14 protein-coding genes and 1 pseudogene are annotated in these 14,970 nt (G+C 61.4%); 7 read left to right on the forward strand and 8 right to left on the reverse strand.

Translation table 11 applies throughout. The features are described from left to right. Positions 1 to 194: 194 nt before the first annotated feature. The 3 genes from CK227_RS32780 to CK227_RS37900 form a co-directional block, all read right to left on the reverse strand. Entirely contained in the window at positions 195 to 497 is a 303-nt protein-coding gene (locus CK227_RS32780) for a YdhR family protein (protein WP_095775909.1), read from the reverse strand. Positions 498 to 584: 87 nt separating this feature from the next. Continuing rightward, on the reverse strand, positions 585 to 1,106 hold the full coding sequence (locus CK227_RS32785) for a hypothetical protein (protein ID WP_245318375.1): 522 nt from the start codon (positions 1,104 to 1,106) through the stop codon (positions 585 to 587). 50 nt (positions 1,107 to 1,156) lie between these two features. Then, positions 1,157 to 1,291 carry a hypothetical protein gene (locus CK227_RS37900; protein WP_280951258.1) on the reverse strand — a complete coding sequence of 45 codons (135 nt, stop codon included), beginning with the start codon at positions 1,289 to 1,291 and terminating at the stop codon, positions 1,157 to 1,159. A 155-nt stretch (positions 1,292 to 1,446) separates the two neighbouring features. Here CK227_RS37900 and CK227_RS36480 point away from each other — a divergent pair, with 155 nt between their 5' ends. After that, the gene (locus CK227_RS36480; RefSeq protein ID WP_142877206.1) at positions 1,447 to 1,725 is read left to right on the forward strand and encodes a hypothetical protein; all 279 of its coding nucleotides are present in this window, start codon (positions 1,447 to 1,449) and stop codon (positions 1,723 to 1,725) included. A gap of 476 nt (positions 1,726 to 2,201) precedes the next feature. Here the strand turns inward: CK227_RS36480 and CK227_RS32790 are convergent, their stop codons facing one another. Further along, the gene (locus CK227_RS32790) at positions 2,202 to 3,125 is read right to left on the reverse strand and encodes a LysR family transcriptional regulator (RefSeq protein ID WP_095775911.1); all 924 of its coding nucleotides are present in this window, start codon (positions 3,123 to 3,125) and stop codon (positions 2,202 to 2,204) included. A gap of 102 nt (positions 3,126 to 3,227) precedes the next feature. Between CK227_RS32790 and CK227_RS32795 the strand changes: the two genes are divergently transcribed. Beyond that, the gene (locus CK227_RS32795; RefSeq protein WP_095775912.1) at positions 3,228 to 3,920 is read left to right on the forward strand and encodes an alpha/beta hydrolase; all 693 of its coding nucleotides are present in this window, start codon (positions 3,228 to 3,230) and stop codon (positions 3,918 to 3,920) included. 853 nt (positions 3,921 to 4,773) lie between these two features. Here CK227_RS32795 and CK227_RS32800 read toward each other — a convergent pair. From CK227_RS32800 to CK227_RS32810, 3 genes are read right to left on the reverse strand one after another with little or no spacing between them, the layout of a single operon-like run. Then, positions 4,774 to 8,340, reverse strand: coding sequence for a molybdopterin cofactor-binding domain-containing protein (locus tag CK227_RS32800; RefSeq protein WP_095775913.1), 3,567 nt, complete (start codon positions 8,338 to 8,340; stop codon positions 4,774 to 4,776). Continuing rightward, positions 8,337 to 8,840, reverse strand: a complete 504-nt coding sequence (locus tag CK227_RS32805) for a (2Fe-2S)-binding protein (protein ID WP_095775914.1) — start codon at positions 8,838 to 8,840, stop codon at positions 8,337 to 8,339. Before CK227_RS32805 ends, CK227_RS32800 begins: the two co-directional genes overlap by 4 nt. A 37-nt stretch (positions 8,841 to 8,877) precedes the next feature. Then, positions 8,878 to 9,357: a MarR family winged helix-turn-helix transcriptional regulator gene (locus tag CK227_RS32810; RefSeq protein WP_095775915.1), complete on the reverse strand. Its 480-nt coding sequence runs from the start codon at positions 9,355 to 9,357 to the stop codon at positions 8,878 to 8,880. Between the two features lie 390 nt (positions 9,358 to 9,747). Between CK227_RS32810 and CK227_RS32815 the strand changes: the two genes are divergently transcribed. Genes CK227_RS32815 through CK227_RS32835 form a run of 5 tightly spaced genes read left to right on the forward strand, consistent with a single transcriptional unit; the run spans position 9,748 to position 14,240 of the window. Next, positions 9,748 to 10,887 (forward strand): FAD-dependent monooxygenase, encoded by a 1,140-nt coding sequence (locus CK227_RS32815; RefSeq protein WP_095775916.1) that lies wholly within the window; start codon positions 9,748 to 9,750, stop codon positions 10,885 to 10,887. Continuing rightward, entirely contained in the window at positions 10,887 to 11,711 is an 825-nt protein-coding gene (locus CK227_RS32820; protein WP_095775917.1) for an alpha/beta hydrolase, read from the forward strand. Before CK227_RS32815 ends, CK227_RS32820 begins: the two co-directional genes overlap by 1 nt. Beyond that, entirely contained in the window at positions 11,708 to 12,463 is a 756-nt protein-coding gene (locus tag CK227_RS32825) for an Asp/Glu racemase (protein WP_095775918.1), read from the forward strand. Before CK227_RS32820 ends, CK227_RS32825 begins: the two co-directional genes overlap by 4 nt. A gap of 11 nt (positions 12,464 to 12,474) precedes the next feature. Beyond that, positions 12,475 to 13,164 carry an N-carbamoylsarcosine amidohydrolase gene (locus CK227_RS32830; RefSeq protein ID WP_095775919.1) on the forward strand — a complete coding sequence of 230 codons (690 nt, stop codon included), beginning with the start codon at positions 12,475 to 12,477 and terminating at the stop codon, positions 13,162 to 13,164. Positions 13,165 to 13,214: 50 nt separating this feature from the next. Continuing rightward, a complete protein-coding gene (locus tag CK227_RS32835; protein WP_095775920.1) occupies positions 13,215 to 14,240 on the forward strand; it encodes a leucyl aminopeptidase in 1,026 nt (341 codons plus the stop codon). A gap of 422 nt (positions 14,241 to 14,662) precedes the next feature. Here CK227_RS32835 and CK227_RS32840 read toward each other — a convergent pair. Continuing rightward, positions 14,663 to 14,970: pseudogene (locus CK227_RS32840) on the reverse strand (5'-methylthioadenosine phosphorylase); the annotation flags it as partial.

Below are 14,970 nucleotides of genomic sequence, written 5' to 3' on the forward strand. Positions count from 1 at the left end.
CACAGCGGGGCAGCGCGACGCCTCCAGGCTTGGCGATGCTCTCGCCACATGCTGCAACATGCCGCCGTCCCATAGATGTCACCGTTCTCGACAACCTCAAATTGGCTTGAACTGGCTTTACCTACGCGCGACAGCGGGAGGCGCTCGTCCCGTTATCTTAAGTGACGCTTGCGCCATCCTAACCTCCGAGAACACTACTTCACCGGGCCACGTGTGATGGTCGTGAGTCCCGCGATCACGTCAAACGCCTTGATGCTCAACGTCGGATCACCTTTCATCTCCGCAATAATTGGCCCGTCCAAGAAGGCTTGCACTGTGGCGCCATCGTCGAAAAGATAGATCCCTCCGGCTTCGCTTTGGGCCTCGTTTATGATCCAGACCTTCCAGCGCAGGCCAGGTAGGTCCGCGATGGGTTGAGCATAGGGCAGGTTTTCTCGCTCATACTCGGCCCTCGGGCCGGTGAGCTTGTAGTTGATTTGCAGGATTTTGGCCGACATGTCTTCCCTCCCTTATTTCCTCTGTAGTAGGCGTTGCGCGGCTACGAACGACCCTCCGCGCGTGAGCCTGCAACCTCAGTGTGGTTTTCAAGAAAGCGGGACGATTCCCTCGAGCGCCGCATAGACCAAGGTTCGCAGCCAACGGTCCATGCTGCGTGCAAGGCCGGGGTCGCCGCTCAGGAAAAGGCCGCCCTTTTCTTTCTCACGCTCGATGCTGGAGCGGCCCTCCAGGATGGCCCCCAGCGAAACAACGCCGGTCTCGACGTAAAGGTCGACGTTTCGGCGGGGGTCGAGCGAGCATAGCTCGGGCAAGTCCGCGCCCGGCTCGACCACAAACCAGTAGTGGGGGCACTTCGGTGGGGGATCGTCGCGGAAATGGAAGCGGATGACGGCGCGCCGCCGCGGCAGTTCAGCGAGGTCGATCTTTCGCCGCACGAACCACATGAGGGTCGAAACATCCACGTCGGCGAGCGCGATCTCGGCCTCGATGTTGCATTGCGCCCATTCCGCCAGCGCGTTCATCGCCGGCTCGAGCTTGATCGACTTCTCGGTGCGGAAATAGGCGACGTTGCCCGACGCCTCGTCCTCCACGCGCTCGACCAGGCCCAACGCTTCCATCTCCTTGAGCCGCCTCGACAAGAGGGCGGACGAGATGTTGCCTACCCCCTGCGAATGTCATTGAAGCGGGTCGAGCCGTTCCAGAGCTCGGTCAGGATTTGGATCGTCCAGCGCGGCTCCGGGAACTCGCAGGCGCGCGAGATCGGGCAGAGCAGTCCGTAAGGCCGTCGCGTCATCGCTGAGCGCTCCTTTGCCGCAAGTTAGGCCTTGCGGAGGACTAAGGCCAGTTCACAATCTGAAGCGGAGCGCTTCCGAAGCTGCCCTGGCGCCTTCCCGCCTTCTGCCGTCACGGTGATCGTCATTCGAGCAACCCGGCCAACGGAGGTTTACCATGACCAGGCGTAACGTGATGCAAACGACACTAGGCCAGACCGCACGGGGCTTGCCGGGCACTGCTCTTGATCGTCCGCTCGAACGCCTGCCGGCCCTTGTCCATGAGTGGCGGACCCGCCGCAACATAGAGCGCGGGCTTGGTCACCTGTCCGACTTCCATCTGCGCGACGTTGGCTTGACCAAAGCTGACGTCGAAGCGGCCTGCGCAGACAGCTTGGATCGATCCGCCTCTCGCGCGCTCAAGAGTGCAGCGCAGAACCGCACGGGCAATTGGTGAGAAAGGAAAGCTGCGTGCGAGGCGATCGTTCTAAATCCCCGTTGATCCAAAGACAGGAACCATTTGAAGGCGGCAAATGATCAGCCGAAGCCGGGCCGCCATCAATCTCTAAGCCCTAATTTCCAGAAAACTGGCGCGCCGCAAGGGATCCGAACTGATGCGTCCGCTTTCGGCCAGATGCTTTCATTCCACAGCATGAATCCGAACCGCGGTCCAAGGCGCTAAGCTGGCATTCGCAGTCGCAGAACATCCGTTTTGGAATTTCACTGCGATATGGCCGCTTCTAGCCGGCAGCGGAACGGCAGCATTTGGTCGGCCAATGCGCAAAAGCGGACCTTAGTAAGTCAAATCGCCTCCATGCACGCTAGCGACTAAGCCGGTCATCCAACGGCGCATTCTGCGTGCCTCAAAGTGGACCGTCGGATATCGCCTAGACGGACGTCCCTTTGCTGTTGATGCTTTGGGCCGTAACTTTACTATGGCGTTTCAGCATACCGAATGATGCTTTGATTTTGAACGCTTTCGATCAACTCGTCCGCACGGGACAGAAGTCGATGGAGCAAAGGTGATGAGTTAGCGTCGGCATATCCCAAAGTAAGATCGACTGTCGGAGGCACACCTTCGAGCGCCCTGGCAACGACGTTCGGCGTCAGCATATTCTGTGCATACAGCGGAACGAGCGTCACGCCTCCAGTGGACGCGACCAGTGACATCGCCGACGATATGTTCTCGCCTTCGTACTTAGGTTTCAGCGTGATTCCAGCGCTCGATGCGTAGGCCTCGATCACTGCTTGCAATACCGGAGACGTCCTCGCTGAGCTGACGTAAATTTCGCTGGCAAGGTCCTGCGGCCGGACCTTTTTGCGCGAAGCCAGGTGATGGCCCGCTGGCAGGATGGCGATCAAAGGCTCCTTCGTCAGCAATTTAAAGGTCAGGCCCAGGCTCTGTTTTTCGGGGCGAAGGAAGGCCATGTCCAGCTTCCCGCGCATCACCGCGAGGGCAAGTTCAGGGGAAGACAGGCTGCACAGCGTGACTTCCGTTTCCGGTACTTCTTCGCGGATGATGCGCAACAGATGAGGCAACCACGTGACCTCCAGCCCTACAAGAAATCCGATGGAAAGTACGGGCCTATTCGGCTGCGCCGCCCGCTGAGCACTATCGACCGCGGCCTCGACCTGCAGAAGTGCGAGCCGGGCATGATCTAGGAAGACGCGTCCCGCAGGGGTAAGCACTACGCCGCGTGCCTGCCGCTCGAGCAACATCACACCGATTTCGGCTTCCAAATCGCGAATCTGTCGGCTCAGCGAAGGCTGCGATGTGTTTAGCCGCCGCTGGGCAGCAGTTAGCAGACTACCCTCCTCTGCGACGGCAACGAAATAGCGTAAATGTCGGAGTTCCATGGGTCACCGTTATACTTTTAAGGCATAGGTCGAACGTACAAAGTCTTTGTCGCCGGTGGAAGACAGCTCTAGGTCTCTTTTGATCAACCAGGAGACCGCAAAATGTCGACAATATCCAAGCTGACCATCGTGTTCTGCCACGGAATCTGGGCCGACGGTTCATGCTTCAACAAGGTGATTCCAGCGCTCCAGGCAGACGGTCACGAAGTCATCTCTGTTCAATATGGCCTGGATTCGTTCGAGGAGGACGTGGCGACTGTAAAGCGGACACTTAACCGCGTCGGCAATCCCGTCCTCCTTGTCGGGCATTCCTACGGTGGTGCTACCATTACCGCCGCCGGCGTTGACGATCGCGTCGTGGGGCTCGTGTTCATCGCGGCAGTTGCCCCGGATGCCGGCGAAACGGTGCAGAACCAGCTCGATAAGTACCCATCGGATATCTTCACGCGGGTCGAGGTCGCGGATGGACGCGCCTGGATGTTGCCGAATGGCCCTGAATTCTTCGCGGGCGACCTATCCGAGGCAGACCAGAAGCTCATATGGGCTACCCACTATGCGCCCGTGTTCGATCTGTTCCATCAGCAGAATCTCAGCGCCGATCGAATCGCATGGAAGTCAAAGCCGAGCTGGTATGTTCTAGCCACGAAAGACCATACCGTGCATCCCGACCTGCAGCGCTGGGTCTCGAAACGCATGGGCGCTGATGTCACCGAGGTGGTGAGTAGCCACGTGCCGATGCTTTCCCATCCTGCCGTCGTGATCGACGTGATCCGGAAGGCAGTGGCCGCAGTTTAGAACAACTGACAAAGGCCTAATCGGGAAGGGAGGAGACCGCGCGAGGCGGCCCTCTCCCTCTCTCTTTTGCCCACGCGAAGGAGCGCATGACGCTAGGCTCGTGGTCAAAGTTCCTCTGATTGGATAGAATTTTAGGTGGGTCAGCTCGAGGCCGAGCGCCACTGCGCACAGGCGCAAAACGGACCCGCCTTTGCGCACGCCATTCTACGCCAGAGCCCTCTCACCCATTCAAACGCTTTACATCAACCGCGACATGGGCGCAGATCGAACCTGCAAGTTCAGAGAGAAAGAAATGTACAGCGTAGCGGAAGTAAGAAACGGAACGGCGCGGCAAGCGAAAATCGCCACCGAAGCTTTGCTTTGCCGCAGGTTGTATCCGGTCATTCCCACTCGATTGTTTAACCAGCTTATAACTCGTTGAAATTACTGTCAAATATTTTTCGGAATTGTGCAAAGTCCGACACCAGAACCGTCAAAAAATTACGGCGTTGATTCTAAAAGGAAAATCGCCGCAAAAAATATTTTGAGGTTTCACCAACTATCGAGAACAATCGGGCGATTTTTTTCACTTTGTGGCGCTCGACGACGCGCCTTACCTGCTTCAAAAAGTACCGTCACTTCTCCAACCAACAGATTTTTTCGGTGCAAAATCAATAGTCATGACCCGGGAGACATGCCAGAGTCGGTGATTTCATTTACTTTTTCGCGGGCCAAAGTCAGAAATCTTCCCATGTCGTTCGTGTGTTTCGGCAGCCCAGAAAAATCCGTTTTCACGCTCGATCCAAATCTCGCCTGGGCGTTCCAACCATGTTTTCCGGAGGGCACATTGGCACTCTGATATTTCCAGTCTACATCAATGGTGAGTGGATCGGACGGCGGCGAGCGAATCCGGGACGGCTTGCCAGTCCGGTCTGTCGGGCGCGAAACGCGCCCTCAGATAGTTCACGAGGTCGACCAGATCGGCATCGTCCAGGGCGCCGCCGAAGGCAGGCATCGCCATGACACCGAAATCGGTCGCGTCTGTCCTGAGCGGCGAGGCAGCCGGCGCAGACACGCCTTCCAGGATGGCATGGAGGAGATTGTCCGGCGCATCGGCATGAAGATTGGTGTTGAGAGCCAGCGACGTGATGGACGACGCTTCGGAATGACAGGTCTCGCAGGCACCTGCGAACATTCGCGCACCGCGAGGAAAGGCGGCCGCAGCTTTGGGGGCAGCAAGATTTGCAGCATCGATGACGCTTTGGATCGATCCGCTGGCCGCGAACGTTTCGCCGCCAACGTTGAAACTGGCGAGATAGACCGCCAGCGCCCTGATGTCAGCATCGGGAAGCGGTGCCAGCGAATCCACCACGTGAGCCATCGGTCCCGCCGCCGCGCCATGCTGGGCCGAGTGGCCGGTTCGCAGATAATCATAGAAAGCCTTTTCGCTCCAGGCGACCGGCGCGAAGGATTTTGCCGTCAGCGAATGTGCGTGCCAGCCGTCGGCGACGCCGCCGGCAAGATGCATCGCGCCCTTGATCTCTCCGCCGATGACATTGCGCGGCGAATGACAGGCACTGCAATGGCCAAGGCCTTCGACCAGTTCCGCGCCGCGGTTCCAGGCCGCGGTTCGGGCCGGATCGGACGGTGCCGGCGATGACGACAGGAAAAGCGCGTTCCACCCTGCCATCAATGGCCGTACACCGAAGGGAAAACGCAGCTGTGTTTGCGGTACTTTGGCCGTCACGGCGGGCTGTGCCATCAGGTAGGCGTAGAGCGCCTGGAGATCGGCCTCGCTTGCTTTGGCGAATGATGTGTAGGGGTGCGCCGGATAGAGATGGTGTCCGTCGCGCGCAACACCCTGGCGCATCGCCCTGGCGAAAGCCGGGTAGGACCAGGTGCCGATGCCGGCCGCTTCATCGGGGGTGATGTTGGTGGCATAGACGATGCCGAAGGGGGTTTCGAGAGCCCTGCCTCCGGCAAAGGGCGTGCCGGTGACGCCGACATGGCAGACGTTGCAGGCGCCAGCCGCTGCGGCCAGCCGGCCACGTTCGATCGTGGCAGGCGAAAAGACATCGGATAGCGGACGCGCCACAGGGGCAATGGCCGCATTGAACGGGAAAATTCCTGCGCCAAGGGCGATCGCGCCGGAAAAAGCGCCGGCAAGTGGCCAGGCAAACCGCAGGCGCGAACGTTTGGCTCGGGCCGTTCGCCTGTTCCCGTTCGATGGCGACGAAGCCGGCAGCGGATTCAGGGCGGCGCGCACGCGCTCCGGCGTCAGCGGCAGTTCGCGAAAACGCATGCCGGTGGCGTCGAACACCGCGTTGGCGATCGCGGCCGCACTTGGTACGGAGGCGGACTCGCCGGCACCCAGCGGCGGCTCGTCGGGGCGCGGGATCATCAGCACGTCGATGTCCGGCACCTCTGGAAAGCCGATGATCGGATAGGCGCCCCATTCGAGGCTGGCGACCGCGGTGGAAGAAAAATTGACCTCCTCCTTCAGAACGCGGCTGGTCGACTGAATGACATTGCCATGAATCTGGTGGCGAACGCCGTCCGGGTTGATCACCGCGCCGGTATCCTGACCGCAGATGACTTTGGTCACCGCGATCTCGCCCGTCACCTTGTTCACGGCCACGTCGGCGACCCAGGCCGCCCAAGCGGCTGCCTTGCCCGGAAAAGGACCGTGGACATAGACGGCATAGGCAAAGCCGCGCCCGTACAAAATATCGCCCTCGCGGCCATGCGTGCCCGGCTTGGTATGCGGTTTCCACTTGGCGCGTTCGGCCACGGCCCGCACCAGATCGATTGCGCGCGGATCGGTTAGATAACGCAAGCGGTATTCGACTGGATCGACTTTGGCCGCCGTCGCTAGCTCGTCGATGAAGGATTCATGCGCAAAGCTGTTTGGCAGCGCCGAGACACCACGAAACCACGAGGCGCGGGCAAGTGTGGGCATATCGTGGACGGTGACGCGCAGATTGCCGAATGCATAGGGAGGCACCGCCGTGCGGTCGCCCATCAAGGCGACCTCCGCGACTGGTGAAACCTTGCCGGTCAGGATCAGCGGCAGGGTCGGCGCCAGATTGGACGGGTAACGCGTTTCAAAGTCATAGGCCGCCGGACCACCCTCCTCGTCCAGGCCGCCCCGCACATCGATGACCTGCGCGGCACCCTTTGGCTCCCATGCGTGTTCCTGCTCGCGAGTAAGCTGGACCCGCACCGGCCGGCCGACAGCCCGGGACAACAGGGCGGCGTCAGCCGTCACGTCGTCGGCGCAGTTGCGTCCGTAGCATCCGGCCGCTTCCAGTCGTTCGACAACGATCCGGTCTTCCGGCATGTCGAGAAGTTGTGCCAGGTCGGCGCGCATCGGAAACGGGTTCTGCGTGCCAGACCAGACCGTCAGGCCGTCGTGGCGCCAGTCGGCGACCGCACAGGACGGTCCGATCGACCCATGCATCTGGTAAGGCCAGACATAAGTGCGTTGCATCGGCTCGGCTGTCGCGCCGAGCGCGCGTTCGACATCTCCCCGATCGGCCAGCTTGCGGGCCGTCGACGGATTCCCGCGCAGCGCCGCCTGCGGTGCATTGAGGTCGGGCATGTCCGGTGCGGCGCGCCATCGCACCTCGAGACGTTGCATGGCCTCGACGGCCTGCTCTTCGCGTGAGGCAATCACGCCGACGAAATCGCCTACGGCCACCACGGCGACGAGGCCCGGCACATTGGCCACCGAGTTCTCATCGACGGAAATCAGGCTGGCACCGACGTGCGAACCGGAATCGAAGCCGGCATAGGGCGGTCGGACAACGCGCCCGTGCAGCATCTCAGGCAGACGCACGTCATGGACGTAGGTGAATGTGCCGGTGGCTTTAGCCGGTATGTCGGTGCGTGGCTGCGGCTGGGCGACGATGCGGTATTGCGAAGCATGTTTTTGAGGCGCGTGCGGATTGATGAACAGGCGCGTGTGGGCGCCGGCGATGAGATGACCAAAGCTGACCAGGCGGTTTGTTTCCGTATCTCCCGCGCGGACCACCCCTTCCTCGATGACCAGATCTTCCGCCTTCAAGGCGAAGCGGGTCGCTGCCAATTGCAGCAAATGAACGCGCGCCGTCGCAGCCGCCGCGCGCAGCGGCTTTGCGCTGATCTGGATGGTTTCGCTGGCGATGGTCGCTCCTTGATCCGGGGTGGCCGAGGTCGACCCAAGCACCATGCGGACGCGGTCGAATGGAACATCCAACTCCTCGGCCACGATCTGGGCCAGTGCAGTGCGAATTCCGGTGCCGAGATCGACATGGCCATTGAACGCCGTAACGTTGCCTTTGGCGTCGAGCGCAAGGAACAGTTCATCGTCCCTGCCCTCCAAAGGATTTGGGCGCAGAACCAGAAGCGTATCGGGATCTGCCAGATAGGCCGCGGCAGGCCGGTCGCGCGGGCCGGTCATGAAGCTGTCTCCTCTGCCTCAGCGACTGCGACATCGGACGGGGCCAGAGCCGCTTCGCGAACAGCAGCAAGGATTTCAAGATGCGTGCCGCAGCGGCATAAATGGTGGCGCAGGGCAGTTCGAATAGCGGTCTCGTCCGGCTTGGGATTGCTTCTCAGCAACGCCACGGTGGCGATAATCATCCCGTTGATGCAGTAGCCGCACTGGGCGGCGTTGTTTGCAACAAACGCGGCTTGAACGGGATGAAGGTGCTCAGGCTTTCCTAGCCCTTCCAATGTCGTGATCGACCGGCCTGTGACCGCCCCGACAGGCACCGTACACGAGCGAACCGCGGTATCGCCGACGAGCACGGCACAGGCGCCACACTCGGCCAGGCCGCAACCGTATTTCGGGCCATTCAGGCCAAGGTCGTTTCTTAACACGTGGAGAAGCGGCGTCGACGGTGCGACGGAGACTTGCACATCCATGCCGTTGACGCTCAGCGCAATCAATGCCGCCATCCAGACTTGCTGAAGGCTGCAAGCACTATGGCGTACTTCAGTCGTTCGGATCCGTATCCTCTCCGAGGAGGCGAAGCGTGTGGAGAAGTGCCATTCGTTCGGCAGGATTCAGGGGCATTAAGGTCAGTTCGGTGACATCTCTCGCATGCGGCACGACTGCTTCCAGCAATTGCAGACCGGCGGTCGTGATGGAGACTATTACCTTGCGCGCATCCGCGCCGTCCTTCGAAAACGCAATCAAGTCGCGATTCTTCAACCTGTCGATGATCCCACGAATTGTGCCCTGGTCGACGCTTGTTGCCTTCACGAGTTCGCTTTGCGACTGAGGGCCGCTGTCCTTTAGCGCACACAGTGTCGAAAATTGAACTGCCGTCAGTTGCGGATCGCCAACATTCGCTTGGAAGATTGCGAGATGTCGCTGGTAGGCCCGCCGAAGCAGGTAACCGACCTGGTCCGTGAAAACATAGCGATCCGCATTCTCGATCCGATCCGCTTCGTTTGGCTTGTGATCCGGCACCGCGCGTTCCGCTCCAAAGTCGTAGCACTCGACGCATGCATAAAACGCCCGCGTTGCGCAAGGCAAGACAGCTTCCGTTGCTGCTTTTATGTCCGATTTGCGGGCCGCATTGCGCGAGAGTCTTTCGGCAGCCGGATCTGCGGGAGCCAAGACGCGGTTGCCCACGCTGCGTGCCTTTTGTAGGGCCGTAAGCCGCAGGGGAGTCCGGTCGTACAGGCGTGATAAAAAAGTGCATACACTATAATATCTGTTTTGCAGACGATGTCAAATTCCCATATTTCCGCAGATTTTTTTCCCGTCGTTCTATTTTTCGATTGACATTTAGAGTGTATACTCTATAAATACACAGATGATCGTGGTTCTAAATTCACACGGAGGGTCAACGAGCCCATGCAAACGCAAATTGCCGTCATCGGCGCCGGTCTCGGGGGCGCTGCCGCTGCCAGCCTACTTCAGCAAGCCGGTTTTCATGTCGACGTCTTCGAACAGGCTCCAGCTTTCGCACGCATCGGCGCCGGCATTCACATGGGTCCCAATGTCATGCGGGTGTTTCGTCAACTAGGAATGGAAGACGCTGTCGTTGACATGGGGTCGAAGCCCGATTTCTGGTTCAGCCGTGATGGGCGCTCCGGCGAGTATCTTTCCCGAATTCGGCTCGGCGCGTTCGCCGAAAAAGAGTATGGCGCTCCTTATGTGACCGTCCATCGCGGCGATCTGCACGCGCTCCAGGTATCGCTGTTGCGCCCGGAAAACCTGCACTTCGGCAAGCGGCTGGACGCGGTGACGGACAATGGCGCCGGCGTCGAACTCAGCTTCGCCGACGGCACTCGAGTCACAGCCGAGATCGTTATCGGCGCCGACGGCATCAATTCGAAGGTGCGCGAAGCACTGCTCGGCAAGGAAAAGCCTAACTACAGCGGCTGGGTCGCCCACAGGGCGGTGATTTCGTCCGACAAGCTAAGCCGCTACGGCCTCGACTTCGAAGATTGCGTGAAATGGTGGTTCGAGGACCGCCACATGATGGTCTACCACACCACGGCGGACCGCAGCGAATACTACTACGTCACCGGCGTCCCTCACCCGGCCTGGGACTTCGATGGGGCTTTCGTACCCTCCAGCCGCGAAGAGATGCGCGACACGTTTGCCGGCTGTCATCCGGTGGTGGACTCACTGATCGACGCGAGCGACGAGGTCACCAAATGGCCGCTGCTCAACCGCAAGCCGCTGCCGGTATGGAGCGAGGGGCGGCTGGTGCTGCTCGGCGACGCTTGCCATCCAATGAAGCCGCATATGGCACAGGGCGCGGCCATGGCCATCGAGGATGCCGCCATGCTTGCGCGGTGCCTGGGCGAAACCGGGACCAGAGATCACGCAGCCGCCTTCGCCCTTTACGAAGCGAATCGCAGGGATCGCGCCTCGCGCGTGCAGGCGGTGTCCAATGCCAACACCTGGCTGCGCAGCCAGGAAGATCCGGCCTGGGTCTTCGGCTACGACGTCTATGGCGCCACGTTGAAGAGTGAGGTTGCCTGATGAGCGCCATGGCAACGTCGGGCGCGAACGTTTTCGCGAACGGCATCCGCCAGCACTACCGGCACCATCTCGGCGCGGGAGCGCCGCTGGTGCTGGTGCCGGGCATCACCAGCCCGGCCGTGACCTGGGACTTCGTCGCTGAAAGGCTTGCTTGCGAATTCGATGTCTACGTCCTCGATGTGCGTGGCCGCGGTCTGTCGCAATCCGGCCCAGGCCTCGATTACCAACTCGACTGCCTTGCCAATGACCTGACCGGCTTCATCGCCGCGCTCGGTCTTTCCGGCGTGACGGTGCTCGGCCATTCCATGGGCGCGCGCATCGCAATCCGCGCCGCGACGCGAAACCCGGCCGGTATGGCGCGGCTCCTGCTCGTCGACCCGCCCGTCTCGGGGCCGGACCGCCGCGCCTACCCGTCGAAGCTGTCCTGGTATGTGGATTCGATACGGCAGGCAGAAATGGGCATGGATGCCGAGGCGATGCGTGCGTTCTGTCCGACATGGAGCCACGAGCAGCGCGCGCTGCGCGCCGAGTGGCTGCACACTTGCTACGAACCCGCTATCGTTACCGCCTTCGAGGGCTTCCACACCGACGACATCCATCAGGATCTGCCCGGCCTTCCCGTCCCCGCTGGCATCATGGTGGCGACGCGCGGCGGGGTCATCGAACCTGCCGACGAAGCGGAAATTCAGTCGCTCAACCCCGGCATCTGCATCGAGCGCGTGCCCGATGCCGGACACATGATCCCCTGGGACAATCTCGAAGGGTTTCTGGCCGCGGCTGACCACTTGCTCGGAACCGCTCTGGCAGCGAGGAAAACGGCATGACCACGAAACCGTTCCGGATCGGCCAGATCGTGCCGAGCTCCAATACGACTATGGAAACAGAGATCCCGGCGATGCTGATGGCGCGCCAGGCCATCCGCCCCGAGCGCTTCACATTCCATTCGAGCCGCATGCGCATGAAGACGGTGAGCAAGGACGAGCTTGCCGCCATGGACGGCGAATCCGACCGCTGCGCGGCCGAGCTTTCAGATGCGAAGGTCGACGTGCTCGGCTATGCCTGCCTGGTCGCCATCATGGCGATGGGGCTCGGCTACCATAGGCAGTCAGAGGCGCGGTTGCGCGGTCGCACGCAGGAGAACGGCGCCGACATCCCGGTCGTCACCAGCGCTGGCGCCTTGGTCGACGGCCTCAAGGTGATGAAGGCCAAGCGCATCGCCGTCGTGGCGCCCTATGTGCGGCCCCTGACCGAACTGGTGGTCAACTACATCCGCGAGGAAGGTTTCGACGTCGTCGACTGGCGCGCGCTGGAGATCCCCGACAACCTCGACGTGGCGCGACACGATCCGGAAAACCTGCCCGGCATCGTTGCCGGCATGAACCTCGAAGGTGTTGACGTGGTCGTGCTGTCGGCTTGCGTGCAGATGCCGTCGCTGCCCGTCATCGCCAAGGTCGAAGCCCTTACTGGAAAACCGGTATTGACGGCGGCGGTCGCCACCACCTACGGCCTGCTGAAGGCGCTCGGCCTGGAGCCAGTCGTTCCCGGCGCCGGCGCGCTGCTTTCCGGCGCGTACTGAGGGAGACGGCCATGACTCAGCCGACAATTTCCATAGAGGCTGAAACGCAGTCGGCAGCCGACAACTACGGCGGCGTCTGGGGCAGTCGCATCGGCTTCGGTCGCAAGCCGGCGCTGTTGGTGATCGATTTCATGAAGGCCTACACGACCCCTGGCGCGCCGCTCTTCGCACAGGGCGTGGTGGAGGCCGTAGCGCGCACGCCCGAACTGCTGGCGGCAGCGCGCCAAGCCGGCGTACCGGTGGTCCACACCAACATCCTCTACCGCGCGCCGAGCTGCGCCGACGGCGGGATCTGGGTGAAGAAGGCGCCGGTGATGGCAGCCTTGGTCCCCGGCAGTCCGCTGGCCGAATTCTGCGACGGCGTCGAACCGTTGCCGGATGAACTGGTCGTCACCAAGCAGTATGCCAGCGCCTTCTTCGGCACGAGCCTGGCGCCGATGCTGCATGCCGACGGCGTAGACACCGTCATACTCGCCGGATGCTCGACCAGCGGCTGCATCCGGGCAACCGCAGTGGACGCAGTCCAGCACGGATTCCGAACCATCGTGGTCAGGGATTGCGTTGGCGACCGGCACGCCGGGCCGCATGAAGCCAACCTGTTCGACATCGATGCCAAATATGGCGACGTCGTCGGCCTGAAAGAGGCGCTGGACGAAATCGGGCGCGCCGGCCAGCGAAGAGCGCCCAAGCAGAACGCATAACTGAATCCCATGGGCCGCGATGCCGCCCACATTGCAAAGGAGATCGCTGGATGGACCGCAACGTTCTGACTGAAATCTGCCTGCACCAGCTCACGCTCAGCGGCGTGCACGAGGGCGAGAAGGTTATCGTCCTGTCGCAAGGCAGCGAGCGCCTCGACTATGCCGATGCGTTCCTCGCCGCCGGCCAGCGCCTCGGCGCGCGCATGTACCACATGCGCCTGCCCCCGCCGCTGCCCGGCAATGGCGCCTGGGCGGTCGGCGAGACCGGCCTGGCCGCCAATCCCGAGGCGGTCGAAGCGCTGAAGCAGGCCGACATGGTCGTCGACCTCATCTTTCTTTTGTTCAGCCCGGAGCAGATGGCGATCCAGGCGGCCGGTGCGCGCGTCTTGACAGCCGTCGAACCCGCGCCGCTGCTTGCCCGGCTGCTGCCGACCAAGGAACTGCGCGAGCGCGTCGAAATCGGCGAGGCGCTTTTGTCGAAGGCCAAGACCATGCGCATCACCTCCCGCCACGGCACCGACGTGATCTACAGGCTTGGCGTTTATCCGACGGTTGGAGAATACGGCTACACCGACCAGCCCGGACGCTGGGACCACTGGCCAGCGGCCTTCGTCTTCACCGGCGGCGCTGACGACGGTGTCGACGGCAAGATCGTGCTGGCGCCTGGCGACGTGCTTTTGCCATTCAACACCTATGTGCGCGAACCGGTCGTCTACACAATCGAAAAAGGCTTCGTTCAAGACATCCGCGGCGGGCTCGAAGCCGAGCTGATCAAATCCTACATGGGCGAGTTCAAGGACCCGCGCGGCATGGGCATGAGCCATGTCGGCTGGGGCCTCGACCATCGGGCGCAGTGGCACGGCCTGACACAGTTTCCCGGCGGCATGGGCATGGAGTTGCGCTCCTTCTACGGCAACGTGATGTTTTCGACGGGCCCCAACAACGAACTCGGCGGCCCCAATGACACCGCCTGCCACCTGGACATTCCGATGCGCGGTTGCAGTCTTTTCCTGGATGACGAACCGATCGTGGTGGACGGAGACATCGTCGTTAAGGAAATGCAGCAAAGCCAATAGAGGAAACTGCCGGCACTCACGGAATGCACCAGCGTCGTTCAAACCAACTCTTTCAACATTGGTGGGACATGCAACAGACACGATGCAGTTTTCTGACAATTGGATATGATGAGGTCGAACGACCGACCATCGGGCAGGAGCGCATCAGCGCAAGCCCGGACGCTCGTCAGTGAGACGAGGTCGAGCTCGACCAATCGTAGGCCCCATTCGCGGCATCACGCACGATTTCGGTCGCGATGCGCGCCTTGTCGAGATTGCGCGCCGCGCCACCACCTTGGCGCCGTACGCCACCACGCTTGCGCCGTCTCGATACCTAGACCCCCAGATACCCAGGTTACGAGATTCGTTTAGCTGAAAGGTCGACGCGGGAGCACTCCATGCTTCAATCGGCGGATCTAAATACCCAAAGTGCCGACCGTGCCTCAGAACCGGCTGGCGCGCTCTTCCGGTTGAGGCGACTTCAAACCATGGCAAGAGCATTCCGGATTGACCGGAAGTCGTGCCGCGGTCTCCAGCGCGACCCGCGAGGCCGTCATGGACAGGCTCGGCAAGACATCCTCCTGCAGCAATTTCTGGCGATTGCGGTCCATATAGTCGTTGAAACCTGCCGTCACGAACGCCAAAGGCACGAAACACGCGCCGATCTCGCGGGACAAAGTGGCCTCGGGCGCTATCGAATGGTTGAGCACGTCCGCCCCCATGCCGCGGAACGCCAGGGCCTCGGCCGGGG

It is taken from the genome of Mesorhizobium sp. WSM4308 (assembly GCF_002294905.1).
GTDB lineage: Bacteria > Pseudomonadota > Alphaproteobacteria > Rhizobiales > Rhizobiaceae > Mesorhizobium.

Coding starts and splice junctions, on each gene's coding strand:
- CK227_RS32780 (WP_095775909.1), bottom strand. CDS start 497: ATGTCGGCCAAAATCCTGCAAATCAACTACAAGCTCACCGGCCCGAGG.
- CK227_RS37900 (WP_280951258.1), bottom strand. CDS start 1,291: ATGACGCGACGGCCTTACGGACTGCTCTGCCCGATCTCGCGCGCCTGC.
- CK227_RS36480 (WP_142877206.1), top strand. CDS start 1,447: ATGACCAGGCGTAACGTGATGCAAACGACACTAGGCCAGACCGCACGG.
- CK227_RS32790 (WP_095775911.1), bottom strand. CDS start 3,125: ATGGAACTCCGACATTTACGCTATTTCGTTGCCGTCGCAGAGGAGGGT.
- CK227_RS32795 (WP_095775912.1), top strand. CDS start 3,228: ATGTCGACAATATCCAAGCTGACCATCGTGTTCTGCCACGGAATCTGG.
- CK227_RS32800 (WP_095775913.1), bottom strand. CDS start 8,340: ATGACCGGCCCGCGCGACCGGCCTGCCGCGGCCTATCTGGCAGATCCC.
- CK227_RS32805 (WP_095775914.1), bottom strand. CDS start 8,840: ATGGCGGCATTGATTGCGCTGAGCGTCAACGGCATGGATGTGCAAGTC.
- CK227_RS32815 (WP_095775916.1), top strand. CDS start 9,748: ATGCAAACGCAAATTGCCGTCATCGGCGCCGGTCTCGGGGGCGCTGCC.
- CK227_RS32820 (WP_095775917.1), top strand. CDS start 10,887: ATGAGCGCCATGGCAACGTCGGGCGCGAACGTTTTCGCGAACGGCATC.
- CK227_RS32825 (WP_095775918.1), top strand. CDS start 11,708: ATGACCACGAAACCGTTCCGGATCGGCCAGATCGTGCCGAGCTCCAAT.
- CK227_RS32830 (WP_095775919.1), top strand. CDS start 12,475: ATGACTCAGCCGACAATTTCCATAGAGGCTGAAACGCAGTCGGCAGCC.
- CK227_RS32835 (WP_095775920.1), top strand. CDS start 13,215: ATGGACCGCAACGTTCTGACTGAAATCTGCCTGCACCAGCTCACGCTC.